Here is a 22,814-nt window from a genome sequence, read left to right on the forward strand (position 1 = left end):
TCGATCCCGGCCCCGGATCCTGACCGCCATGAGACACGCACGCCTGTTCAGTGCCGCGACCATCGTCGTCGCGGCCGCCATACCCGCCGTGCCGGCGTACGCCACCCCGGACGCGGCCACGGCACCTGTCGCCGGATCAGCCTCCGCCGCTTACCCGGCCGCCGGGCCGCAGCCGGTCGCCTACCAGGTCCGGCTCTCGGCCGACGACACCGGCGCTACCTGGCGCGGCCATCAGCGGGTCGCCTTCGTCAACAACGGCTCGGGCCCGCTCGACACCGTCTGGCTGCGGCTGTGGGGCAACGGCCCGGACGGCTGTACGACTACCCCGGCGATCGCCGTCTCGGCCCTCGAGGGCGGCAAGGCCGGCCCGCTCGCCGTCGGCTGCACCGCGCTGCCGGTACGCCTGAGCCGGCCGGCCGCACCGGGAGGAGTCGCCGCGGTCGCCTTCGACTTGACGATCCGGGTGCCGGAGCGGGCGGACCGGTTCGGCCGGGTCGGGCCGTACTCGTTCCTCGGCAACGCCCTGCCGCTGCTCGCCGTACGCGACGAGCGCGGCTGGCAGCTTCCCCCGTACGTGGCGAACGCGGAAAGCTTCTACTCGCTGACCAGCAACTTCGCCGTATCCCTCAACCACCCGAAAGAGCTCGCCGTTCCGGCCACCGGAACCGTGCTGGCGGAGAAGCGGAACGGCGGCCGCACCACCACGACGATCACCGCGCCGCTGGTGCGCGACTTCGCCTGGGCGGCGGGGCCGTTCCGCCGCGCCGAGACGCGCACGGCGACCGGTGTGCGCCTGCGCACCTGGTACACGCCGGACGTGACCGCGGAAACCGCCGCGGAGGTGCAGGGGCAGGTCGCGCGGGCGATGGAGTTCGCGGCCGGCGAGTACGGCCCGTACCCGTACCCCGAAATGGACACTGTGATCGGCGGCTTCGACGGGTTCAGCGGCATGGAGTACCCCACCCTCATCCTGACCGAGCCGGCCACGCTGCCGGCCGTGCACGAGGCCGCGCACCAGTGGTGGTACGCCCTGGTCGGCAACGACGAGTACGCCCATCCTTGGCTGGACGAGTCGCTGACCCAATACACCACCACGAAACTGCTCGGCATCCCCGACTACTGCGCCGGCGCGCCGTTCTGGTTTTCCGACAGCATGCGCATCGACGCCGGAATGGACTACTACGACACCCGCCGCGACGAGTACGTTCCCGCCGTCTACGGCGACGGGGCCTGCATGTTCCACGAGCTGGAGGCGTTGATCGGCGACGACGCGATGCGTACCGGGCTGCGGCGTTACTTGGCCGCCCAGAAGTTCGGCGTGGCGCGACCGGCGGAGTTGCGCGCCGCCCTGCAGTCGGCGACGACGGTGGATCTGGGCGACTTCTGGCTCCGCTGGCGCAACACCGCCGACTGAGCGAACGGGCTGTTCAGAGAGCCTCAGCCCGTTGAACAGGCATAGACGACTCGCCCCTGTTCGCGTTTTTCGCGAACAGGGGCCGTCAGCCATGAGCGGGCCGGAAGCTTCCACTCGCTGATCCAGCCCCTCACCGACGCTGGCCTCCGCACCGAACCGACCAAGCGCTTCCCCGCCGGCACGCCGCCCTCCGAGACATCCGAGACGAACGAGACAGACTCTCTCGCCAGCTAGACGACGACCGGGTAGCCCGACTCGATGCCGCCCGCGAGACCTTGATGTACCTCCTGGGTCTACTCGAAGATCCGCAGGAGTTGTGCCGACAAGCGGGCAAGCGCGCACGCCGCGTACTGAACGAGGCGTTCTTCGAGAAGCAGTACCTCGACATCGACGACCTCGCCGGATTGATAGAACCGATGGTCAACCATGCCAGGAACGAAAGCGGCGCCGCCCAGATGGGCGGCGCCGCTGTGGGTTCAAGTAAGAACCCTCTCGTGGAGGTGCCGGGAATCGAACCCGGGTCCTTCGTTGCTTTGTCAGGGCTTCTCCGAGCGCAGCTCACTATGCCTCTACTCGGCCCTCCGGCTCACGTGAGCAAGTCCGGATGGCGGGCCCAGTCGTGTTTGATCTCGCCGCACAGTCCTCACGACTGGGACTGTTTGGCCAGCCTTCTAGCTGATGCCGGTGAACTGAGTCGAAGGCGATCTCAGACCGACAGACTTAGCTACTTACCTCAGGCGGCAAGAGCGAAGTCAGCGCGGGAGTTATCCTTGGCGCTTATAAGTTTCCGACGACCGATTCTCGAGACGACGTCGGCTTCCTCGGCTCGCTTCCCCTGTCTCCACGTACGAAGTCGAAACCAGTCACCCCCTTGTTGGGCCGCATAAATGCGGCATCCGAAAGTTTACCTCACGCTGCAAGATCCGCCCACGGCGCCGCAACCGGCGGGGCGGGCGTTGCCGCGGCCGCTCTTGGAGATCTGGTAGCCGAAGGTGACCGACCGGCCGGGGGCCAGCGAGCCGCCGCTGAAAGTGAGGCTGCTGCCGTCGCGGTTGCCGGCCGCGTTCCAGACGCCGCGCAGTTCCATGTCGGTGAGACCCGAGTGGGACACGGTGACGCGCCACTGTGCCGCTGCGTCTCCGTCGTTCTCCACCCGTACGAAAGCGACATAGCCCTGCTCCCAACTCGCCGTGACCGACAGTTGGGCCTTGATGTCGCTCCGGGCGGCCGGGGTCGTCGCGGAGGTGGCCGGCGCGGCGGGAGTGACGGGCGTCGTCGTGGTCGGCTTCCAGGTCGACTTCTCCGGCTGCGGGCCGGCGCTGGTGGACGTGGGCGCCGTCATCGAGGGCGTCGCCGACGGGGAGCGGGACGCCGACCGCGACGGGGAGGGCGAGGCCGATTTCGGCGCGGCCGACGAGGGCGCCGGCGGCGGCACCGGCGAGTCGGACACGACGAGCGGCACCTGCGGCATCGACGGCAGGGTCACCGACGGCTGCCGGGACGCCTCGGCCGGGCCGACCGCTCGCACCGCGATCCAGACGACCAGCAGGACCAGGATGGCGACGGAGAAGCTCAGAACGAACCGGGCGGGGCCGAACAGGCGCACGGAATGCTTGGACGGCAACGGCGAATCCCCCCGCGAAGATCAAAGAAGCGGGCGGAGCATACCTCAGCCGATGCCTTTCGCACGCCTGCCGACTGCCCGGTTGATTTCCTTCTGGGCGTCTCGTGCCGCCAAGTCCTGCCGCTTGTCGTAGCTCTTCTTGCCCTTGGCGAGGCCGATCTCGACCTTGGCGTACCCGTTGTTGAAATAGACCTGGAGCGGCACCAGGGTGACGCCGTCGTCGCGGAGCTTGCCGCGGATCTTGGCGATTTCCTCGCGGTGCAGGAGCAGCTTGCGGGTGCGGCGGGGCTCGTGGTTGGTCCACGTGCCCTGCGTGTACTCCGGGATGTGCATGCCGTGCAGGAAGAGTTCGCCGTACGTCTCCTGGCCGAACGCGTCGACCAGCGACGCCCGGCCGGCCCGCAACGACTTGACCTCGGTGCCGGTGAGCGCGAGGCCCGCCTCGTACGTGTCGAGGATCGTGTAGTCGTGGCGGGCCTTGCGGTTGGAGGCGACGACTTTGCGCCCCTGTTCGCGTGGCATGACCAGCGACCCCCTATGGACGAGTGTGAAACCAACCCGTCAATGTTACAGGGGTCAACAGAGGCACGACGGCAGGTAGTGCAGTGGGTTGCGCGGCACACCGTCGAAGCGGGTCTCGAAGTGCAGGTGGTTGCCGGTGGAGGCGCCGGTGGTGCCGACCCGGCCGATGATCTCGCCGCGGCGTACGTACTCGCCGAGGTGGACGAGGATCGCCGACTGGTGGCCGTAGCAGGTCGTGAAGCCGACGCCGCTGATCTTCCCGTGGTCGAGGCAGGTGTAGCGGCCGTAGCCGCCGGCCCACCCGGCCCTGATCACCCGCCCGTTGGCCGCGGCGTGGATGGGCGTGCCGCCGCCGGCCGCGAAGTCGGACCCGGCGTGCAACTGCCACACACGGTAGTACGGGTCGTATCGCTGTCCGTAGTCACTGGACTTCCAGCCGTTCACCGGCATGAAGAGCCGCCCGCCCTCGTAGCGGGTCTCCCCCGACTTGACCGCGTACCCGCGCAGGGCCGACTGGATCCGCGCCTCCTCGGCCTTGGCCGCCTGGTAGCGGGCGAGCACGGCGGCCCGCTGGGAGTTCGCCACCCGCAACGCCTGGGCCCGGCTCACGGCCAGGTCCTGCAGCGCTTTGCGGGCCCGCTCGGCGGCCACCCGGGCCGCTTGAGCGGCCCTCAGCTTGGCCTTCGCCGCGGCTTCGGCCTCTTCGGCCTCGCGCTTGGCGAGTCCGGCCCGGTCTTGTTCGGTACGGGCTTCGCGCCGCGCCCCGACCAGGGCGTCCACCTCGCGTTGCTGTGTACGCATGATGTGCTCGACCAGGCTGAGCCGGTCCATCATGTCGGCCGGTCCGGTCGCGTCGACCAGCATGTTGATCCGGGCGACGTTGCCGCCCATGTAGCTGGCCTGGGCGATCTCGTCGACCCGCGACCGCGACTCGGCGACCCGGTCCTGCGCCTGCTGGAAGCGGCCGGCGACCTGGTCGAAGGCGGCCCGGGCGGCCTGGGCCCGGCGGGAGGCGGTGTTGGCCGCGGTGATCGCGGCGGCCACGGTCCCGCGCGAGGTGGCGACGCGCTGCTGGGCGCCGGGCATGGCCGCGGTGGCGGCTTCGAGGCGGCGGGCCGCGGCCCGGGCCGTCTCGGTGGCGTCCTCGAGCACGGCTTCCGCCTTATGAACGGCGCGGGCGGCCTGGTCGGGGCTGCTGGGGTCGGCACGGGCCGCGCTCGGCGCCGCCAGCACGCTCGCGCAAATAGCCACGAAGGTAGCAATCCGGCTAAATGACCTCACGGAATGCCACCGTACTCGCCTATAACGCCCAACGGCCGCATTCCCCTGTAAAGGGAACGCGGCCGTCGTAGTGAAGGTGCGTCAGCTCGAATTAAGGGTGGAGGTGGGGCGGTCGGACGGGAGCGTTGGGGGGTTTAGACCTTCAGGTAGAAGCGCAGGGTGACCCACGCGGTGACCGCGCTGACCACGGCGCCGACGCCCGCCAGCACCGGCAGCATCAGCCACACGTTGCCGTTGTCGATCGGCGTGAGGATGTTCGTCAGCGCCTGCAACTTGTGGTCGAAGAGCACCACCTTGCTGACGAACAGCGCCACGAAGCCGAGGATGGCGCCGATCAGTCCGGCCACCACCGCCTCAAGCACGAACGGGGCCTGGATGAACCAGTTCGAGGCGCCGACCAGCTTCATCACGGCGACCTCGCGCCGCTTGCTGTACGCCGCGACCTGGATCGTGTTTCCCACCAGGAGCAGCGCGGCCAACGCCATCACCCCCGCGACCACCAGCGCACCCACCTGGATGGCGTTGAAGATGTTGAAGACCTTCTCCAGCAGCGTCCGCTGGTCGATCACGTCCTGGATGCCCTGAAGGCCCTTGATCTGATCGGCGAAGGTCTTGTACTGCTCGGGGTCCTTGAGCTTGACCCGGAACGACTCCGGGAGGCTGTTGGGGCCGACCGCCTTGACGAACTCGGGCGAGTCCTGCCACAGCTTCTGGAAGCGCTTGAGGGCCTCTTCGCGCGTCTCGTACGTACGCTCGGCGACCAGCGGGTTCGAGGAGATCGCCTGGTCGATCGCCTGGCGCTGAGCCTCGGTGACCTCCGACTTGAGGAAGATCGAGACCTCGATGTTCCCGTAGTAGTAGTCCTTCATCTGGTCGACCTGCAAGTACAGCAGAACGCTAGCGCCCAGCATGGTCAGCGAGACCGACATGGTGATGATCATGGCGACCGTCATCGTGACGTTTCGCCACAGGCCCACCAGGACCTCGTTGAGTACGTACTTCAAGCGCATCGGGGGGTTCCTTCCGGGACTCCGCGCATTACCGAGTCATTCTCTTGGGGGGGATTGGGGGGCGGAGCCGGCTCAGCCGTAGACGCCTCGGGCCTGGTCACGGACGATGCGGCCGCTCTCGATCTCGATGACGCGGCGGCGCATCTGGTTGACGATGTTGGAGTCGTGCGTGACCATCACGACCGTGGTGCCGGTCCGGTTGATCCGGTCCAGCAGGCGCATGATCTCGATCGACGTGTCCGGGTCGAGGTTACCGGTGGGCTCGTCGGCGAGAAGAATGAGCGGCCGGTTGACGAACGCCCGGGCCACCGCGACACGCTGCTGCTCACCACCGGAGAGCTCGTGCGGGTAACGGTGTTCCTTACCGCCGAGGCCGACCAGCTCGAGGACCTCGGGCACGACCCGCCGGGACACGGCCTTGGTCTTGCCGATGACCTCGAGGGCGAAGGCCACGTTCTCGTACGCGGTGCGGTTGGGCAGCAGGCGGAAGTCCTGGAACACGCAGCCGATCGAACGGCGGAAGTGCGGGATCTTCCACGAACGGATGGAGGTCACGTCCTTGGCGTTGACCATCACCTTGCCCTGGGTCGGTGCGACCTCGTGCAGGAGGAGCTTGATGATCGTCGACTTGCCGGAACCGGAGGGGCCGATGAAGAAGACGAACTCACCCTTCTCGATACCGACGCTGACATCGTCCAACGACGGCCGAGACGCCTTGGGGTACGTCTTCGTCACGTTCTCGAGCTGAATCACGGGAACGCAGTCTACGCGGTGTAACGAAAACGCCAACCCCGCCGGGTCCGCCAATCTGCACCCGTGGTGGCAAAAAATCCGGACGCCCGGACAATGCGTCCGGGCGTCGTCGCCATCCGTACGGAGATCACCAGGCCCTCAGGATCAGCTGGCCTTCTCCGACGTCTTGCGCCACTTGATGCCGGCCTCGATGAACTCGTCGATCTCGCCGTCGAAGACCGAGGACGGGTTGCCCGTCTCCTGCTCAGTGCGCAGATCCTTGACCATCTGGTACGGGTGCAGCACGTACGACCGCATCTGGTCGCCCCATGATCCAGTGGTGTCCTGCTTGAGCCCGGCGAGCTCGGCCTCCTCCTCCTGGCGCTTGCGCTCGAGGAGCCGCGCCTGGAGCACGCGCATGGCCGAGGCCTTGTTCTGAAGCTGCGATTTCTCGTTCTGACACGTCACCACGATGCCCGTCGGAATGTGCGTCAGGCGCACGGCGGAGTCCGTGGTGTTAACGCTCTGTCCACCAGGACCCGACGAACGGTAGACGTCCACGCGGAGCTCGTTCTCGGGGATGTCGATGTGGTCGGTCGTCTCGACCACCGGCATCACCTCGACGCCGGCGAAGCTGGTCTGGCGGCGGCCCTGGTTGTCGAACGGGCTGATCCGGACGAGCCGGTGGGTGCCCGACTCGACGCTGAGCGTGCCGAACGCGTACGGGACCTTGACGGCGAAAGTGGCGGACTTGAGGCCGGCCTCCTCCGCGTACGAGGTGTCGTAGACCTCCGTGGGGTAGCCGTGCCGCTCGGCCCACCGCAGGTACATCCGCAGGAGCATCTCGGCGAAGTCGGCGGCGTCGACGCCACCGGCGCCGGCCCGGATGGACACCACGGCCTCACGGGCGTCGTACTCACCGGAGAGGAGAGTGCGGACCTCCATCTCGTCGATGGCCTTGGTCAGCCCGACGAGTTCCTCGCCGACCTCGTCGACCGAGGCGCTGTCGCCCTCGGCCTCGGCCATCTCGAGCAGGAGGCCGGCGTCGTCGAGCCGCGAGCGGAGGCGCTCGAGCCTGTTGATCTCGCCGGAGACGTACGACAAGCGGCTGTTGACGTCCTGCGCGCGCGCCTGGTCGTCCCACAGGTCGGGTGCGGAGGCCTGCTCCTCGAGGTCTGCCTTGTCCCGCCGCAGCTTGTCGACGTCCAAGACGTTTTCGATGTTGCGCAGGGTGGCGTCGAGGGCTTTGAGTTGCTCGGGATAGTCGGCAGCGGTCACGACAGTCAAGAGTACGCTGCCCCGGCCAAGTTCTGGCCGGGGCTGCGTGTGTGTTCAGTTGGCCGGCGCGACCTTGAGCCAGCTGAGCGCGGCCTTGTGATAGGCGACGGCGAACTCCAGCGCGGCCGCGCCGTACGAGTCCCCCGCTTTCTTCGCCTCCTTCGCCTGCTCCTTGGCCATGGCGAGCGCCTCGGAGTGATACTCGCTCGCGCCGGTGTAGAGGGTCTGCAACTGATTACCGCTGTGCTGCTCCCCGAAGGCGACACGGAGAGCGACCGGGTTACGCAGAGCATCCCGGCCCGGAGACTCGGCCAGCCACCGGCTGAAGGCTCGCTTGCCGGCGGCGGTGATGGCGTAGGGCTGGCTTGATCGGGGTCCGGGCTTACCGAGGCGGACATAGCCCATTTCGGCAAGAACCGGCAATTCGCGGTAGACCTGGCTCCGCGTCATCGACCAGTATGGCCCGAGGCGGCGTTCGGCAGCCGCCATGAGCTGTCCGCCGGTCATCGGCCCCTCGTGAAGCAGGCCGAGCAAAGCGGCAGCCGTGGGATTGATTTGAGAGTCGGGCATGCCTTCTAAGCTGCCACTTTGTCGCGCCGACGTCCAGGATTTCGCCCGATCCGTCCATTTTGCGTCTCCACAAACGACTGTCCCGCACAGACAGTCCGACTTCGAGTGTCGACCCGGCGCGTTCGCCCGTTCAACTTGCTCATGACCAGGTAAAATGGCGCGACCTAAACGGTCAGACGGCGATGCCGGGCAGCAAACGGCCGAAAAGGTACGTACGCGTTCCTGAATTCGGTGCTGCGACCCCCAAAAGCCGCATTATCTGGCAAGCCGGGCTGTGGACGCGCGGCCGTCCCTCCTAGGTTCGGCGGTTACTCTGAGGGCCATGAGTGAGCCGGAAACCCCAGCGCCGCCCAAAGCGGACGCCAGCGCCGAGCAACCCTCGTCGACGGGTCTTCTTCTCGCGCTCGCCACCCTGATCTGGATGGGCGCCATGCTCTGGTCGGCCCGCGCGACGATCACGGGCCGTGAGGACGCCGAGATGGAGGTGACCTCCACGGCGTACGCGTTGCCGGGGGCCATCTCCGCCGCCATCGTCACCGGCGCCGCGACCGGACTGGCCGTGCTGGCCCTCCTCTCGCGCCGCCGCACGCTCGGCGCCACCACCCGCTTCGCGGTCGCGACCGGCACGGGCCTGCTGATCGGCTCGGCCGGCGCTCTGACGGTCGTGACGATCAACACCGAGGGCTGGATGTACGCCGTGGTCGGCGGCACGATCGCGGCGGCCGCCACCATCGGCGGCGCCCTGGCCGGCTTCCGCGTTCCCCGGGTGATCAGCGCGATCGGCTGGGGCGCGGTGGCGGTCTTCCTGGTCGGCTTCGTGCTCAACCTGTTCCAGAGCCCGCTTCTGAGCGCGCTGGGCTCGGGAGACACACAGTCCTCACAGGCCAGCGCCGCACAGTGGTTCTCGTACGGTCAGTCGTTCCTCAGTGGTCTCGCGGCCGGTCTGGTGGCCTACAAGCTGCTCCGGCGCGCCCGCCGGAGCAGCGGCGAGCTGGACGTGCCGTGGGGCTTCTACGCGGTCGCGGGCGGCGGCCCCGGTCTGCTGCTGGTGATCGCCGAGCTGCTGACCCGCACGGCCGGGTCCCGGGTGCTCGAGCTGGCCGGCAAGGTCAGCGACCTGGAGCTGGTGGTGCAGCAGATGCTCAGCGGGGCGCGGCTCAACAGCGCGCTGGTCGTTCTGTTCGTGGGCGCGCTCAGCGCGATGTTCGCGGTCGGCCGCACGATCCGCCCGGCCGAGGACGACGACGAGGATTCGCCGGCCGTCCCGGCGGTGTCCCGCTCCGGCCGTGTCCGCCGCGCACCGGAAGAGCCGGCCACCGCCTCTGAAGCCACCACCCGCCCGGCAGCCGCCTCCGATCCTGAAGCGACCCACGAGGCCGACGGCCGCAACACGGGCGCCGATGACGACGCCGGAGCCGCCCCCGCGAAGGTCACCACCGGAAAGTCCGACAAAGCCGCCGACTGAGCGGCCGCCGAGTCGCGGTCAGGGCCGGTCAGAGCAGTTCGTCGAGTTCGGAGACGGCGTACCACTCCAGCTCGTGGTCCTCGGCGCTGTCGACCGTGAACTGGGCGTCGGGGTCGCCGGCCAGCGCCTCCTCGACCACCTCGGCCGCCGCGGCCACCGATTCGGCGGCGTCGGCGCCGTCGACGTGGATCGAGGCGACCTCCTTGATCGACAGCGGCTGCGGCAGGTCGACGGTGCTCGAACCGAGCTCGTTCTGCTGCGCCACCAGCGACGACGCCGGCACGTCGGCCGAGACCACCACGCGGCGGCGGGGCGCGGCCGGGTCGTGGCGCAGCAACTGGAGGGCGGCCTGGGCGGCGCGGGTGAACGCCACGTACTCAAGCTCCTCCTCGTCGCCCTCGGCGTACCACTCGCGCAGCGCGGGCGTCACCGCGTGCGCCTCCAGCGGGCCGGCGCCCAGCTTCCCCGAGGCGCGCAGGGCCCCGAGCAGCGGCACGGTGGCCGGCACATAGACCCGGACCAGCTCGGTGATCGGCACGTCTCCTCCTGCGGTTGAACCGTCCCCGTAGTACACCGCCGCAACGGCCCCGGGAAGGCCCATTCCACCAGTCGTGTCCGGATCGTGGCGTGCCGGGTCACCCACCCCGCTCGGCGACGCCCGCCGTCGTCAGCAGCCGCAGGCCGGCGCTCCCGGCCCGTCCAGGGCGATCAGCCCGGCCGCCGCCGCGACCGGGGCGGTGCGCGGGTCCGGCGGTGCCGTGACGTCGCCCTCGGCGGTACGGACGGGGAAGCCCTCGCGGATCCAGTACTCGATGCCGCCGATCATCTCCTTCGTGGAGTAGCCGGCCAGGGACAGGGCCAGCGCGGCCCGGGTGGCGCCGTTGCAGCCGGGACCCCAGCAATAGGTGACCACCGGCACGGCCGGGTCCAGCAGGGCGGCGGCTCGGGTGGCGATCTCCGCCGTGGGGAGGTGGACGGCGCCGGGAATGTGGCCCTGATCCCAGGCCGCCCGCGAGCGTGAGTCGACCAGGACGAAGCCGGCACCCGACCGCACGTCGGCCACGTCCGTCTGGAAGGCGAGCCGCGCCGCGAAGAACGCCGCCGCCTGGCGGGGGTCGCTGTGGGTTTGTGTCATGTCATCAAGCTAGAAGTACGGCCGATCTTGCTCCATGGCGCTTCGACGGCCCAACTGGCGTCCGGGCGGGGAAACGCGCTTAGATGGCCGTCATGGCCACGGAAATCGCGCTCGACCGCACCGACTGGCGTCTGCTGGCCGAATTGCAGCGGGACGGGCGTTCCTCGTACGCCGAACTGGCTCGTGCCGTTGCCATGTCGCCCAGCGCGGTGGCCGAGCGGATCCGCCGCCTCGAGGAATCCGGCGTGATCGCCGGTTATCGGGCTCAGGTCGAACCCGAGCGGGTCGGCCTGCACGTGATGGCCTTCGTGCGGCTGCGCTATCCGACCGGCAACTACCGGCCGTTCCACGCGCTGCTCGACTCCACGCCGGAGATCGTCGAGGCGCATCACGTGACCGGCGAAGACTGCTTCTTCCTCAAGGTGCTGACCCATTCGATGCGCCACCTGGAAGAGGTCACCGGCCGCATCGCCGGTCTGGGCGCGGTGACCACCAGCGTCGTCTACTCCAGTCCGCTGCCCGGACGAGCGGTCGCCGCCCCGGCGGAGTAGGCAGGCAAACGCAGGTCGTCAGTGGCAAACTCATGCGGATGGAGCCCCGATTCCTGCTGCTGTCCGACGTCGCCGCCGAGCTGAACGTCTCGGACTCGCAGGTCTACCACATGGTGCGCAGCGGCGAACTGCCCGCAATCAAGATCGGCGGCCGGGGCCAGTGGCGCGTCGAACGGGCCAAGCTGGAGCAGTACATCGAGCTCAAGTACGCCGAGACCGCAGCCTGGGTGGCCGACAATCCGCTCGTCAATCCCGAGGCTGACTAGTCCTCTTTGCCCCTCTTCCCGCATCGGACAAGCCCCGTTGCCGTCCTTCGCACGCCCCGGAAGAATCGTCATCGGAAGCAAACGAAGGCAAACGCAAGGACTGGGGTGAGCGTCGATGGGGAGTGTACGAAGACAGGCGATAGCGGTCCGCCCGGCTCCCCGATGCGAGCCACCGTTCGACGACGAGGTCACCACCGACCCGTGGCCCTTCGCCCAGCCCGCCTTCAATCTCTTCCGCCCGTATTACGCGGTGGGTGAGGGGCCGACTGCGCCTACCGCAACGGCGGCGCGGACCGAAACGAGGGCGCGAACCGAGCGGCCGGCGCAGGCTGGGCGAGCGACCTCGGCCGGCTTGGTGACACCTCCCGGGCTAGTGGCGCCGCCCGGGATAGTGGCGCCGCCGGGGATCCTGGCGCCACGGGGGATGGTGGCGCCATCGGGAACGGTGGCGCCATCGGGGATGGCGGTGCCATCGGGGATGGCGGTGCCGTCTGGGCCGGCCTCAACCGCCCGGCCGGTGGCACAGCCCGGGGTGGCCGCCGCCGCCGCGATGGCCGCAGCCGACGGGATGGCCGCAGCCCACGGGATCTCCACAGCCCACGGGATCTCCACAGCCGGCGTGATGGCCGCAGCCGGCGAGATGGACGCAGCCAGCGGGATGGCCCTGCCAGCCGGGACCATCGCGGCTGCGGGGATGCTTCCGCCCGCTGGGACGGCGAGGTCCGCTGGGACGGCGAGGTCCGCTGGGACGGCGAGGTCCGCTGGGACGGCGAGGTCGGCTGGACCGGCGCGGTCGGCTGGGACGGCTGGGACGGCGGCGTCGGCTGGGACGGCGGGGTCGGCTGGGACGGCCGGGTCGGCTGGGACGGCGGGGTCGGCTGGGACGGCGGGGTCCGCTGGGATCAGGGCGCGGCGGTCGGAGGCTCGTGCTCCGGACGCCATGGTGCGGGCTTCGCGCGACGCTAATCTGGCCGTGCGGCGTTTCCTGCACGCTTGCGTGGAGGTTTTGAACGGCTATCGCCCGCCCGCTCATCTGCGCCATCTCGCTCGCCCCGCCGAAGCCGCCGAGGTGGTTTCCGAGGGTGCGCAGGGCCTGGCCCGCATCGTCGCTCTGCGCCGGGCCGGGCTTCGGGCCGGCGGCCGGCGGCCCTCGCGCAAGCCCGTGCCGGTCGCGGTTCTGCGGCTGCACCTGTGCGAGCCACGGCCCGGCGTCGTCGAGGCCGCCGCGCCCCTCCAGATCGGCGAGCACACGTGGGCCACGGCGCTGCGGATGGAACTTCACCACGAGACGTGGGCCGCCACCGCGCTGAGCCTGATCCACCACGAGCGCCGCCCACCACGCTGAGCCCGATCCAGCACGGACGCCACCCATCGCGCTGAGCCCAATCCGGCACGGACGCCGCCCACCACGCTGAGCTCGATCCAGCACGGACGCCGCCGTCGCGCTGAGCCTGATCCAGCACCAGCGCCGTCCATCGCGCTGTGCCGGATCCAGCGCGGACGCCGCGCATTGCGCTGCGCCGGATGCAGCCTGGGTGGCGGGCGGTGTGCTGGCAGCGGAACGGCCCGCCGGCGATGCCGGCGGGCCGTGTGTGGTGCTGGGGTCAGACTGCTCCGGGGGCTCCGTGGCAGCGCTTGTACTTCTTGCCTGAGCCGCAGTAGCACGGGGCGTTGCGGGACGGGCCGTTCGACTCCTGGTGGGCCGCGGGGGTGGCGCCGCGGCGCTGCGGGGCCGGGGTGTGGGCCGGGCTGGCCGGGACCGGGGAACCGCCCGGGCCGATGCCCAGGGCCGGCGCCTGCGGCTGCTGCTGGGGCTGGATGACCGGGGAGCCCTCGCCCGCCTCGCCGTCGATGGCCGGGGCCGTGTACTGCAGGTTCTGGCGCGGGCGGGAACCGCCCAGGCCCTTCGCCCGGACCTCGACGCGGTCGGAATCGGTCTCGTTGGCGTTCTCGTCGGCCATGACGCCGCCCGCCGGCAGGGGAACCGCCTTGCTCGGGTCGACAGTCACCGTCGGCTGCTCCTCGACCTGGACCTCCAGGTTGAACAGGTAGCCGACCGCCTCCTCCTTGATGCCGTCCATCATCTGGTTGAACATGTCGAAGCCCTCGCGCTGGTACTCGACCACCGGGTCGCGCTGGGCGTACGCCCGCAGGCTGATGCCTTCCTGCAGGTAGTCCATCTCGTAGAGGTGCTCGCGCCACTTACGGTCGATGACGTTCAGCAGCACCTGGCGCTCGAGCTCGCGTACGGCCTCGGCCCCCAGCTCCTCCTCGCGCGCCTCGTACGCCTTCTGGGCGTCGTCCTTGAGCTGCGCGATCAGGAATTCCTGGTCGATGGTCTGCCGCTCGCCGCCGGACTCGTCGACGATGTCCTCGATCGTCAGGCTCACCGGGTAGAGGCGCTTGAGGTTCGTCCACAGCTGCTCGAGGTCCCAGTCCTCCGCGTAGCCCTCGGAGGTGGCGCCCGTGACGTAGTCGGCGATCACGTCGTCGATCATGTGCTGGACCTGCTCGTGCATGTCCTCGCCGTCGAGCACCCGGCGGCGCTCGGCGTAGATGACCTGGCGCTGCTTGTTCAGGACCTCGTCGTACTTGAGGACGTTCTTGCGGATCTCGGCGTTCTGGCCCTCGATCTGCGTCTGCGCGCTGCGGATCTGGCGGGTCACCATCTTGGACTCGATCGGCACGTCGTCCGGGATGTTGAAGCGCTCCATGACCGCCTCGACCGCGCCGGCCCGGAACCGCTTCATCAGGTCGTCCTGCAGCGACAGGTAGAACCGGGACTCGCCCGGGTCGCCCTGCCGGCCGGAGCGGCCGCGCAGCTGGTTGTCGATGCGGCGGGAGTCGTGGCGCTCGGTGCCGAGCACGTACAGACCACCGGCGGCCTGCACCTCGGCCGCCTCGGCGTCGCAGGCTTCCTTCCACGTCGGCAGGACCTCTTCGAGCGCCTTCGCGTACTCCTCCGGGCTCTCCACCGGGTCGAGGCCGCGCTGGTGCAGCTCGTTGGCCGCGAGGAATTCGGGGTTGCCGCCGAGCAGGATGTCGGTGCCACGGCCGGCCATGTTGGTGGCGACCGTGACGCCGCCCTTGCGGCCGGCCTGGGCGATGATCGTCGCCTCCTGGGCGTGGAACTTGGCGTTCAGCACGCTGTGCGGAATGCCGCGGCGGCGCAGGAGGGTCGAGAGGATTTCGGAGTTCTCCACCGAGACCGTGCCGACCAGCACCGGCTGGCCGGTGGCGTGGCGCTCGGCGATGTCCTCGATGACGGCGTCGAACTTCGCCTTCTCGGTCTTGTAGATGACGTCCGGGTGGTCGATGCGGACCATCGGCCGGTGGGTCGGGATGGACACGACGCCGACCTTGTAGACGCTGTTGAACTCGCCGGCCTCGGTCTGCGCCGTACCGGTCATGCCGCCGAGCTTGTCGTAGAGCCGGAAGTAGTTCTGCAGCGTGATGGTCGCCAGGGTCTGGTTCTCCTGCTTGACCTCGACGCCTTCCTTGGCCTCGATGGCCTGGTGCATGCCCTCGTTGTAGCGGCGGCCGTGCAGGATGCGGCCGGTGAACTCGTCGACGATGAGGACTTCGCCGCCCTCGTCGACGATGTAGTCCTTGTCGCGCTTGTACAGCTCCTTGGCCTTGATGGCGTTGTTCAGGTAGCCGACCAGCGGGGTGTTCACCGACTCGTACAGATTGTCGATGCCAAGGCGGTCCTCGACCTTGGCCACGCCGCGCTCGGTGATCGCGATGGTGCGCTTGGCCTCGTCGACGTCGTAGTCGGCCTCGCCCTCCTTGCCGCGCTGGAGGCGCTGGACGAGGGCGGCGAACTCGCCGTACCACCGGGCCGAGTGCTCGGCCGGGCCGGAGATGATCAGCGGGGTACGCGCCTCGTCGATCAGGATGGAGTCGACCTCGTCGACGATCGCGAAGTTGTGGCCGCGCTGCACCAGCTCGTCCTTCGACCACGCCATGTTGTCGCGCAGGTAGTCGAAGCCGAACTCGTTGTTGGTGCCGTACGTGATGTCGCACAGGTAGGCCTCGCGGTGCTCCGCGGCGGGCCGGTTGGGCAGGATCACGCCGACGGTGAGGCCGAGGAAGACGTGCACCCGGCCGACCCACTCGGCGTCGCGCTGGGCGAGGTAGTCGTTCACCGTGATGATGTGCACGCCCTTGCCGCTCAACGCGTTGAGGTAGGCCGGGAACACACCGGTCAGGGTCTTGCCCTCACCGGTCTTCATCTCGGGGATGTTGCCGAAGTGCAGGGCGGCGCCGCCCATCAGCTGGACGTCGTACGCCCGCTGGCCGAGCACCCGCTTGGCGCCCTCGCGGGCCACCGCGAACGCCTCGGGGAGCAGGGAGTCGAGGGACTCGCCGTCCGCGTAGCGCTCCTTGAACTGCTGGGTGCACTCGCGCAACTCGTCATCCGTGAGGTCGACATAGTCTTCCTCGATCGAATTGACCGCTTCCGCGATCGCTTTGAGCCGTCGCACCATGCGGCCTTCGCCGGCGCGTAGGACCTTTTCCAATATCGACACGGGTCAGCGCTCCCCTAGACAGTCTGCGGAACCATGGTAGGCACCCTTCCGCCGAAGCTGTGACCCGAGCCTCCGGTTAACCGCACAAATGGGGCGAAACGACGCATCAAGTTCGCTTAGAGCGCAGTCCTTCGGGCAGGATGGGCCGAGTGCGAAGCGCGGAGATCAACGGTGAAGGGGTGCGTCTGCGAGCGTTCCGGTCTGAGGACGCCGAAGCGCTCGCCGAGGGCTACAACGATCAAATGTCCCAGCGGTTCCTGACCGTGGTCCCGTCGCCGTTCACGGTCGCGCAGGCCGAGACCTTCATCGCCGAGCGGATCGACTCGCTGTTCGCCGAGGGCGGCGCCTTCTACGCGGTGGCCGACCCGGCGACCGACGAACTGCTCGGCGGGGTCGGCTTCGACAAGGCGGTGCCCAGCCGGAGCCAGGCCGAGATCGGTTACTGGGTCGGTCCCTGGGCGCGCGGCCGCGGCGTGGCCACCGCGGCCGTACGCACGATGACCGCGCACGCCTTCAAGCACGGCCTCCAGCGCCTCGAGCTGATCACGCACTGGGACAACCCGGTCAGCCAGCGGGTGGCGATGGCCGCGGGCTACCGGCGTGAGGGCGTACGCCGGGGCGCCCAGCCCAACCGGGACGGTGGCCGCGACGACATGCTGGCCTTCGCCCGGCTCGCCGGTGACGACGGCGAGCCCGTCCCCCGCCTGCTGCCCGACCTGCCCGGCGGCGAACTGACCGACGGCGTGGTCCGGTTGCGGCCGCTCGGACCGGGCGACGTGCCCTTCCTCGGCGAGTTGCTGGGGCTGCCCGACGTGGTGGCGACCAGCGTGCCGCCGGTGCCGCCGACCGCCGCGAACATCCACCAGCGCTGTTTCCGGGCCGAGGCGCACTGGCTCGCCGGCGACCGGGCCGACCTGGTCATCGAGGACGTGGCCACCGGCGCGCCGGCCGGCGACATCGGCCTGTTCAACGATGAGCCGGTCACCGGTCAGGCGATGATCGGGTACAGCATGCTGCCGGCGTTCCGGGGCCGTGGCCTGGCGACGCGGGCCGCGCAGCTGCTCGCGCTCTGGGTCTTCGCCGAGACGAGCGTGGCCCGGCTGATCGCCGGCGCGGTGCCGGCGAACAAGGGCTCGCAACGGGTGCTCGAGAAGGCCGGTTTCCACCAGGAGGCGTACATGCGCTCGCGTCTGCCCGGCCCGGACGGTGGCCGGGTCGACGACGTGCAGTACGTCCTGCTGGCCGAGGACCTCCTGACCGAAGGCCCTCGGCTTGATGGGTGACTAACCCGTGGTCTCCAGCGACAGGATGCCGTAGTCGTAGCCGCGGCGCCGGTACACGACGCTGGGGCGACCGCTGTCCTTGTCGAGGAAGAGATAGAAGTCGTGGCCGACGAGCTCCATCTGGAAGAGAGCGTCGTCGACGGTCATCGGGTCGGCGGGGTGTTCCTTCTCCCGCACGATGCGCCACGGCTGGTCTTCGTCGTGCTCGGCCAGGGCGGTGGCGACGGATGACGTCTCCTCGGCCGCTTGGGCCAGGCTGAGGTCGGTCGGAAGGCTCGCGGTGGCGGCCGCGACCGAGACGGGCGCGCGGCGCCCGCGGTGGACGCGACGGCGGTCGGCCGAGCGGCGCAACCTGCCGTCGAGTTTGGCGATGGCGCAGTCCAGGGCTGCGTAGAAGTCCTTGGCGCAGGCCTCGGCACGAATGACCGGGCCTCTCGTCATGACGGTGATCTCGACTCGCTGGCAATTGTCCGACTGGCGCGGGTTGCGCTCGTGGAACAACTCGACGTCCGCTCTCATCAGCTTCTGGTCGTAACGCTCGACCTTGCTCAGCTTGTCGGCGACGTGCTCCCGGTAGTGAGCGGGAACCTCTACGTTGCGGCCCTTGACGACAATGTCCACTCGTGACCTCCCCCAACGTTCATGTTTCGCGGGCGCCCTTACGACGGGTGCCGGGGGCGCCAAAACTGCGACGCGGTGGTGCTAGATGTGGCGACGCCGGGATTTCATCACCGGGCGTAACCATTTGCGAGTGAGACGACTCCTTTCCGGTGCGGCGGTTCGCGGAACGCTGCGCCTTGCCGGCGGTCTGGGTAGGCGGAAGCTCATACCCTCGTCACCAAGACGCTAACGTGCCGATGCTCTCCCGTCACCCCTCGTTCGGGATACCAGATGCCGGACGTTCCACCCTTTCGGTGCCTCGCGGCGACAATCCGGTGAAACCGCCGGGCGACGATCTCCGCAATTGGGTCGCGGCCAGGACGGCAGCCCCTGTGACCTGCATCTCCGCCTCCTCGAGCCGACCCGTCACGACGGCCAGCGTGGCCCCGGTCGTGACGATGTCGTCCACTACGACAAGGGTGCCTTTCCGCGGGGTCGCGTGTCGCGGAAACCCGATTCGGGCACGCCGTATTCGCAGCGAACTCTCAGCCGCGGCGCGGCGGTCGGACACGCTCAGTGACGTGGAGTCAGGTCGGGGTAACGCTTCGAGTGGATGGCTGACGTCAGCGTCCCAGCCGGCCGCGCGCAGCCGCCGCACGGCGTGTGCGGCCAGCCGCGTCATGTGGTCGCCGTGCCGTTCCCGGGCCGCGGCGGCGGTCGAGGGCACCGGGACGAGCACCACCGGTCCCCGGCGCGGCGCCAGGCCCGCCACAGCGGTCGCCAGCAGCGCGCCGAGCGGCCGGGCCAGCCGATGCCGGCCCCGCTCCTTGTACGCCAGCAGAGCGCCTCTCAGCGGCCCCGCGTAGGCGCCCACGGCCACGCACGGCGGCATGCCGGGCGGCGGCGGGGTCGGCGCCGTCCGGAACGGCCGCAGCGCCTCCAGCCGGGCCGCGCAGTCGGCGCAGGCGCCCCGGCGCAGCGGCACCCGCTCGGCGGCGCAGCCGGCGCACGGGCTCGGCAGGATCAAATCGGCGAGATCGGCGAGGACGCTCAATTGAGGTAGAGCGGCGCGGTCGGCTTGACCGTGGCCGGCGCGTTGACCGCCGGGCCGGCGAGGCTCGCCTTGGTGATCGGGTTCGGCTGGCTGAACACGTCCCAGGCCTCGCCGCCGGCCACGTACGCCTCCGAGTCGGAGGTCTCGGTGCCGGTGATCGGATTTTCCGGGTACGCCGTCAGGTAGCTCACCGGCTCGGTCCCGATGTCGCCGAGCCGCGTCGCCGAGAGCGCGCCGTCGACCGTCACGTCGATCACCGAGACGCGGTTGTTGTCGGCCCGGACCCCGGCCACCACCAGGTAGGTCTGGCTGCTCCAGGCGACCGCCGTGACCGATCTCAGGTTGGGCGGCAACACCTGCTGGGGCCCGCTCATCACGACGCCGTCGGCGCTGCTGTTGAGGACCGTACGGTAGAGACGCCCGCCGCTGACCAGCGCGACCCGCCGCCCGTCGGGCGCCACCGACAGGGCGGTGACCGGGCCCGGATCGCCCTGCCACTCGACCGGCCGGGCCGCCCCGCCGCCGGGACCGAAGCTGTAGAGCCGCCCGCCCGCGGTGATCAGGCCGACCGCGCCGGCCGCGCCCCTGGTGCCGGTCTGCGCCCACACCGGCTGCCCGAGCGCGCCCTTGAGGCCGCCGACCTCCCTGAGGTCGGCCTGCTGCCCGGCCGGCGCCCCGGCGACCCGCAGCCGCTGGTTGCCGCCCGCGCCGGTGACCACCGCGGCGAAGGTGTGTGTCGGCGTGGCGCTGAAGGCGGCGGTGGTGATGCCCCGGTTGGCCGCCTCCTTGAGAACCGGCACCGGTTCCTCGGCGCGCGGCGTCTCCTTCAGGCGCCGGACCGCGCCGCCGAAGACGACGAAGCGCTCGGGCGCGTCGTCCAGGAAATAGCCGAGGTTGCTCTCTTTGTATTCGCCGTCCTTGAAGCTGACCGGGTCCTGCCGGCCGATCTTGATCTCCAGGGTGCGAGGCACGACCGGGTAGATCGACCACTGCACCTGGCGCCGCAGCCGGTCCATCGCCCCGGCGTCGCTGCCGCCGGGAATGGTCTGCGCGGACAGGTTGATCTGGAGTGTCTCGTTGCTGATGGCCGGGATGTTGCCGTCCACGGCGGTGCCCTGCGGCAGGGCCTGCACGGCGTCGCGGAGCCAGTCGGACGGGCCGGCGGCGAGCCACTGCAGGATCGTCGTGGGCTGCTGCACCGCCGGCACGCTGCGCGGCATGTACCGCAGGTCGGGCACCAGGCTGGTGTTGTCCCGGTTCCAGAAATAGATCGCCCGCCGCAGGTAGAACGAGTTCAGAGCGTCGACGGTCAGCAGCATCACCGGCGGCGCGTCGAGGATCCACAGGCCGGTCTGCCCCTCGATGGAGCCGACCTTGATCTCGTACGTCGACGAGGGGGTGGGCGGGGCCGGCACCAGCTCGCCGTTGCTGGTCAAGTTGCCGACCTGCTGCTCGGTGATGGTGACGACCGAGTCGGTCGGCGAGTAACCGCCGAGGATGGACTCGGCCTCGCGCACCACCCGCACGTCGGTGTTGGTGAAGCCGGCCGCCTCCTCGGGCGCGAGGAAGGCCTTGACCCGGTCCAGCGCGGTCTGCGGGTCGCCGGCGGCGGCCTGCAGGTAGTACTGGACCAGTTCGCGCGGGTTGGTGGCGGCCTCGCGCTTGTACTGCGTCGGGGGCGGGGTCTCGTCGTCGACCGAGACGCCGGACGAGCGGCCGTCGCCGATCACGGTCACCTCGGTGCGGTCCGGTATGCCGCAGCCGCCCGGCACGAACAGGGCCAGCGCCACGACGCCCAGGAGCAGACGGCGCATCAGGACACCTCCTCCGCGGCCTCCAGGACGGGGGCACGGTCACGCGGGATCAACGGCAGCGGGGCCGCCAGCAGCCGGTCGCCCGAGCGCACCGGCAGGGTCAGCCGGAACTGGGCGCCCTCGCCGGGCGAGCCCCACGCCTCGAGCCAGCCGCCGTGCAGCCGGGCGTCCTCGGCGCTGATCGACAGGCCGAGGCCGGTACCGCCGGTCTGCCGGGCCCGCGACGGGTCGGCCCGCCAGAACCGGTTGAAGACCAGCCGCTCCTCGCCCGGCTTGAGCCCGATGCCGTGGTCGCGAACGGTGACCGCGACCGCCGCCTCGTCGGCGGCCAGGGTCACCACCACCGGCCGGCCCTCGCCGTGCTCGACCGCGTTGCCGACCAGGTTGCGCAGCACCCGCTCGACCCGGCGCGGATCGACCTCGGCGATCACCGGCGTCTCCGGCAGGCGCAGCTCGAGGGTGACGCCGACCCGCTCGGCCAGGCCGGTGAGCCGCTCGGCGACCCGCTCGACGATCGGCACCAGGTCGGTGTGCTCGGCGTCCAGGGCGGCGAAGCCGGCGTCGAACCGGCTGATCTCCAGCAGGTCGGTCAGCAGGCTCTCGAAACGGTCGAGCTCGGCCTGCAGCAACTCGGCGCTGCGGGCCACGGCCGGGTCGAACTCGTCGCGCTCGGCGAAGATCAGGTCGGCCGCCATGCGGACCGTGGTGAGCGGGGTGCGCAGCTCGTGCGACACGTCGGAGGTGAACCGGCGCTGCAGGCGGGACAGTTCCTCGAGCCGGACGATCTGGCGCTGGAGGTTGGCCGCCATCTGGTTGAACGAGGCGGCGAGCAGGGCCAGGTCGTCCTCGCCGTCGACTTTCATCCGCTGGTCGAGCAGGCCGGCCGAGAGGCGCTGGGCGGTACGGGCGGCGACCCGCACCGGGGTGACCACCAGCCGGGTCACCAGGCCGGCCACCACGCCGAGCAGCAGGACCAGGGCGAACCCGGTGGCCAGCACCGTCGTCCGGATCTGGTTGGCCGCACTGTCCTCGGTGGTCAGCGGCATCATGTAATACAGCTCGACGTGGCCGAAGCTGGTGCGCACCGGTGCCCCGTACGCCAGATATTTCGTGGTCCGGCCGTTGAGGGTGGCCGTGACGACCTGGCTGGCCTCTTTGCTGTCGTCGGAGACGGTCCGGGCCAGCTCGGGAGTGATCAGCTCCTCGGTGCCCACGTTCGGCAGGGTGGCCGCGCGCAGCTCGGGATACTGCCCGGCGCGCATCGAGACCACCGAGCCCCCCGATTCGGCCGGGTCACCGTCGGCGAGCTGGCTGACGATCAGCTCGAACGTGTTCGGCAGCTTGGGATCGTTCGGCTGCGGGTTGACCGTGAGCTGCTGCTCCGCGTAATCGATCTTGTTGCGCATGGAGACCTTGGCCTCCTCCTGCGCGCGGGTCAGCAGGATCGTGGCGCTGCGGGCGGCGATGAACCAGCCGAACGCGCCGACCAGCACGCTGGAGGCGATCAGGGTCAGGGTGACCACGCGCAGCTGGAGCGAGCGCCGCCACGCCCGGCGGGCCGGTGCGGAGTGGACCTCGAGCCGGCGCGCGGCCACACGCCAGTACCGCCGCACCACGCGAAGGGTGCGGCGGATGGGCATCGGAAGCCAGGCGGGTGCGCGCATTACGCGGGCAAGGGTAGCG

At 69.9% G+C, this 22,814-nt stretch carries 20 protein-coding genes, 1 other RNA gene and 2 pseudogenes; 6 read left to right on the forward strand and 17 right to left on the reverse strand.

The genetic code is table 11. From position 1 onward, the window contains the following. Positions 1-28 precede the first annotated feature (28 nt). Positions 29-1,414 carry a M1 family metallopeptidase gene (locus ACGFJ7_RS08975; RefSeq protein WP_392641675.1) on the forward strand — a complete coding sequence of 462 codons (1,386 nt, stop codon included), beginning with the start codon at positions 29-31 and terminating at the stop codon, positions 1,412-1,414. A gap of 293 nt (positions 1,415-1,707) precedes the next feature. Here the strand turns inward: ACGFJ7_RS08975 and ACGFJ7_RS08980 are convergent, their stop codons facing one another. The 9 genes from ACGFJ7_RS08980 to ACGFJ7_RS09020 all read right to left on the reverse strand — a co-directional run bounded on the left by ACGFJ7_RS08980 (position 1,708) and on the right by ACGFJ7_RS09020 (position 8,431). Continuing rightward, positions 1,708-1,842 carry a hypothetical protein gene (locus tag ACGFJ7_RS08980; protein WP_392641677.1) on the reverse strand — a complete coding sequence of 45 codons (135 nt, stop codon included), beginning with the start codon at positions 1,840-1,842 and terminating at the stop codon, positions 1,708-1,710. A gap of 64 nt (positions 1,843-1,906) precedes the next feature. After that, positions 1,907-2,285, reverse strand: a transfer-messenger RNA (tmRNA) gene (gene ssrA, locus ACGFJ7_RS08985). Positions 2,286-2,318: 33 nt separating this feature from the next. Beyond that, a complete protein-coding gene (locus tag ACGFJ7_RS08990) occupies positions 2,319-3,038 on the reverse strand; it encodes a cellulose binding domain-containing protein (protein WP_392641679.1) in 720 nt (239 codons plus the stop codon). 45 nt (positions 3,039-3,083) lie between these two features. Beyond that, positions 3,084-3,560: an SsrA-binding protein SmpB gene (smpB, locus tag ACGFJ7_RS08995; protein WP_360244794.1), complete on the reverse strand. Its 477-nt coding sequence runs from the start codon at positions 3,558-3,560 to the stop codon at positions 3,084-3,086. Between the two features lie 54 nt (positions 3,561-3,614). Beyond that, a complete protein-coding gene (locus ACGFJ7_RS09000; protein ID WP_360244797.1) occupies positions 3,615-4,811 on the reverse strand; it encodes a M23 family metallopeptidase in 1,197 nt (398 codons plus the stop codon). 164 nt (positions 4,812-4,975) lie between these two features. Then, entirely contained in the window at positions 4,976-5,851 is an 876-nt protein-coding gene (ftsX, locus tag ACGFJ7_RS09005; protein WP_360244800.1) for a permease-like cell division protein FtsX, read from the reverse strand. 72 nt (positions 5,852-5,923) lie between these two features. Beyond that, positions 5,924-6,604, reverse strand: a complete 681-nt coding sequence (gene ftsE / locus ACGFJ7_RS09010; RefSeq protein WP_097319361.1) for a cell division ATP-binding protein FtsE — start codon at positions 6,602-6,604, stop codon at positions 5,924-5,926. Positions 6,605-6,748: 144 nt separating this feature from the next. Beyond that, positions 6,749-7,861 carry a peptide chain release factor 2 gene (prfB, locus tag ACGFJ7_RS09015; RefSeq protein WP_360244804.1) on the reverse strand — a complete coding sequence of 371 codons (1,113 nt, stop codon included), beginning with the start codon at positions 7,859-7,861 and terminating at the stop codon, positions 6,749-6,751. A gap of 54 nt (positions 7,862-7,915) precedes the next feature. Then, on the reverse strand, positions 7,916-8,431 hold the full coding sequence (locus tag ACGFJ7_RS09020; protein WP_097319359.1) for a PadR family transcriptional regulator: 516 nt from the start codon (positions 8,429-8,431) through the stop codon (positions 7,916-7,918). Positions 8,432-8,753: 322 nt separating this feature from the next. Between ACGFJ7_RS09020 and ACGFJ7_RS09025 the strand changes: the two genes are divergently transcribed. Next, positions 8,754-9,896 (forward strand): hypothetical protein, encoded by a 1,143-nt coding sequence (locus tag ACGFJ7_RS09025; RefSeq protein WP_392641683.1) that lies wholly within the window; start codon positions 8,754-8,756, stop codon positions 9,894-9,896. A gap of 28 nt (positions 9,897-9,924) precedes the next feature. On the opposite strand, the gene ACGFJ7_RS09030 is transcribed toward ACGFJ7_RS09025, so the two are convergent. Then, positions 9,925-10,434: a DUF6912 family protein gene (locus tag ACGFJ7_RS09030; protein ID WP_360244810.1), complete on the reverse strand. Its 510-nt coding sequence runs from the start codon at positions 10,432-10,434 to the stop codon at positions 9,925-9,927. Between the two features lie 129 nt (positions 10,435-10,563). Continuing rightward, positions 10,564-11,031: a rhodanese-like domain-containing protein gene (locus tag ACGFJ7_RS09035; RefSeq protein ID WP_392641684.1), complete on the reverse strand. Its 468-nt coding sequence runs from the start codon at positions 11,029-11,031 to the stop codon at positions 10,564-10,566. A gap of 92 nt (positions 11,032-11,123) precedes the next feature. Here ACGFJ7_RS09035 and ACGFJ7_RS09040 point away from each other — a divergent pair, with 92 nt between their 5' ends. The 3 genes from ACGFJ7_RS09040 (at position 11,124) to ACGFJ7_RS09050 (ending at position 13,193) form a co-directional block, all read left to right on the forward strand. Continuing rightward, a complete protein-coding gene (locus ACGFJ7_RS09040; protein ID WP_392641686.1) occupies positions 11,124-11,582 on the forward strand; it encodes an Lrp/AsnC family transcriptional regulator in 459 nt (152 codons plus the stop codon). 38 nt (positions 11,583-11,620) lie between these two features. Continuing rightward, a complete protein-coding gene (locus ACGFJ7_RS09045; protein WP_360244819.1) occupies positions 11,621-11,848 on the forward strand; it encodes a helix-turn-helix domain-containing protein in 228 nt (75 codons plus the stop codon). Positions 11,849-12,788: 940 nt separating this feature from the next. Next, complete coding sequence (locus tag ACGFJ7_RS09050) at positions 12,789-13,193, forward strand: Rv3235 family protein (protein WP_360244822.1); 405 nt, start codon at positions 12,789-12,791, stop codon at positions 13,191-13,193. Between the two features lie 259 nt (positions 13,194-13,452). On the opposite strand, the pseudogene ACGFJ7_RS09055 reads toward ACGFJ7_RS09050, so the two are convergent. Further along, positions 13,453-13,770, reverse strand: a pseudogene (locus ACGFJ7_RS09055) (SEC-C metal-binding domain-containing protein); the annotation flags it as partial. 89 nt (positions 13,771-13,859) lie between these two features. Beyond that, positions 13,860-16,380, reverse strand: a pseudogene (secA, locus tag ACGFJ7_RS09060) (preprotein translocase subunit SecA); the annotation flags it as partial. Between the two features lie 149 nt (positions 16,381-16,529). Here secA and ACGFJ7_RS09065 point away from each other — a divergent pair. After that, the gene (locus tag ACGFJ7_RS09065; protein ID WP_392641689.1) at positions 16,530-17,663 is read left to right on the forward strand and encodes a GNAT family N-acetyltransferase; all 1,134 of its coding nucleotides are present in this window, start codon (positions 16,530-16,532) and stop codon (positions 17,661-17,663) included. On the opposite strand, the gene hpf is transcribed toward ACGFJ7_RS09065, so the two are convergent. The 4 genes from hpf to mtrB all read right to left on the reverse strand — a co-directional run bounded on the left by hpf (position 17,664) and on the right by mtrB (position 22,795). Then, entirely contained in the window at positions 17,664-18,284 is a 621-nt protein-coding gene (hpf, locus tag ACGFJ7_RS09070) for a ribosome hibernation-promoting factor, HPF/YfiA family (protein WP_360244831.1), read from the reverse strand. Between the two features lie 247 nt (positions 18,285-18,531). Then, positions 18,532-19,317 (reverse strand): ComF family protein, encoded by a 786-nt coding sequence (locus ACGFJ7_RS09075; RefSeq protein ID WP_360244834.1) that lies wholly within the window; start codon positions 19,315-19,317, stop codon positions 18,532-18,534. Beyond that, positions 19,314-21,131, reverse strand: a complete 1,818-nt coding sequence (locus ACGFJ7_RS09080) for an LpqB family beta-propeller domain-containing protein (protein ID WP_360244837.1) — start codon at positions 21,129-21,131, stop codon at positions 19,314-19,316. Before ACGFJ7_RS09080 ends, ACGFJ7_RS09075 begins: the two co-directional genes overlap by 4 nt. After that, positions 21,131-22,795: an MtrAB system histidine kinase MtrB gene (gene mtrB / locus ACGFJ7_RS09085; protein ID WP_360244840.1), complete on the reverse strand. Its 1,665-nt coding sequence runs from the start codon at positions 22,793-22,795 to the stop codon at positions 21,131-21,133. The genes ACGFJ7_RS09080 and mtrB overlap by 1 nt, the downstream gene beginning before the upstream one ends. Positions 22,796-22,814: the final 19 nt, after the last annotated feature.

The organism is Actinoplanes sp. NPDC048988, from assembly GCF_043197815.1.
Taxonomy (GTDB): Bacteria; Actinomycetota; Actinomycetes; order Mycobacteriales; family Micromonosporaceae; genus Actinoplanes.

What these genes read in the sequence shown, in the direction of transcription:
- ACGFJ7_RS09080 (WP_360244837.1), bottom strand. Translation starts at nt 21,131, where the DNA reads ATGCGCCGTCTGCTCCTGGGCGTCGTGGCGCTGGCCCTGTTCGTGCCG.
- ACGFJ7_RS08980 (WP_392641677.1), bottom strand. Translation starts at nt 1,842, where the DNA reads ATGGTTGACCATCGGTTCTATCAATCCGGCGAGGTCGTCGATGTCGAG.
- ACGFJ7_RS09050 (WP_360244822.1), top strand. Translation starts at nt 12,789, where the DNA reads ATGGTGCGGGCTTCGCGCGACGCTAATCTGGCCGTGCGGCGTTTCCTG.
- ACGFJ7_RS08975 (WP_392641675.1), top strand. Translation starts at nt 29, where the DNA reads ATGAGACACGCACGCCTGTTCAGTGCCGCGACCATCGTCGTCGCGGCC.
- ACGFJ7_RS09020 (WP_097319359.1), bottom strand. Translation starts at nt 8,431, where the DNA reads ATGCCCGACTCTCAAATCAATCCCACGGCTGCCGCTTTGCTCGGCCTG.
- mtrB (WP_360244840.1), bottom strand. Translation starts at nt 22,795, where the DNA reads ATGCGCGCACCCGCCTGGCTTCCGATGCCCATCCGCCGCACCCTTCGC.
- ACGFJ7_RS09025 (WP_392641683.1), top strand. Translation starts at nt 8,754, where the DNA reads ATGAGTGAGCCGGAAACCCCAGCGCCGCCCAAAGCGGACGCCAGCGCC.
- ftsX (WP_360244800.1), bottom strand. Translation starts at nt 5,851, where the DNA reads ATGCGCTTGAAGTACGTACTCAACGAGGTCCTGGTGGGCCTGTGGCGA.
- ACGFJ7_RS09040 (WP_392641686.1), top strand. Translation starts at nt 11,124, where the DNA reads ATGGCCACGGAAATCGCGCTCGACCGCACCGACTGGCGTCTGCTGGCC.
- smpB (WP_360244794.1), bottom strand. Translation starts at nt 3,560, where the DNA reads ATGCCACGCGAACAGGGGCGCAAAGTCGTCGCCTCCAACCGCAAGGCC.
- ACGFJ7_RS09045 (WP_360244819.1), top strand. Translation starts at nt 11,621, where the DNA reads ATGGAGCCCCGATTCCTGCTGCTGTCCGACGTCGCCGCCGAGCTGAAC.
- ACGFJ7_RS09035 (WP_392641684.1), bottom strand. Translation starts at nt 11,031, where the DNA reads ATGACACAAACCCACAGCGACCCCCGCCAGGCGGCGGCGTTCTTCGCG.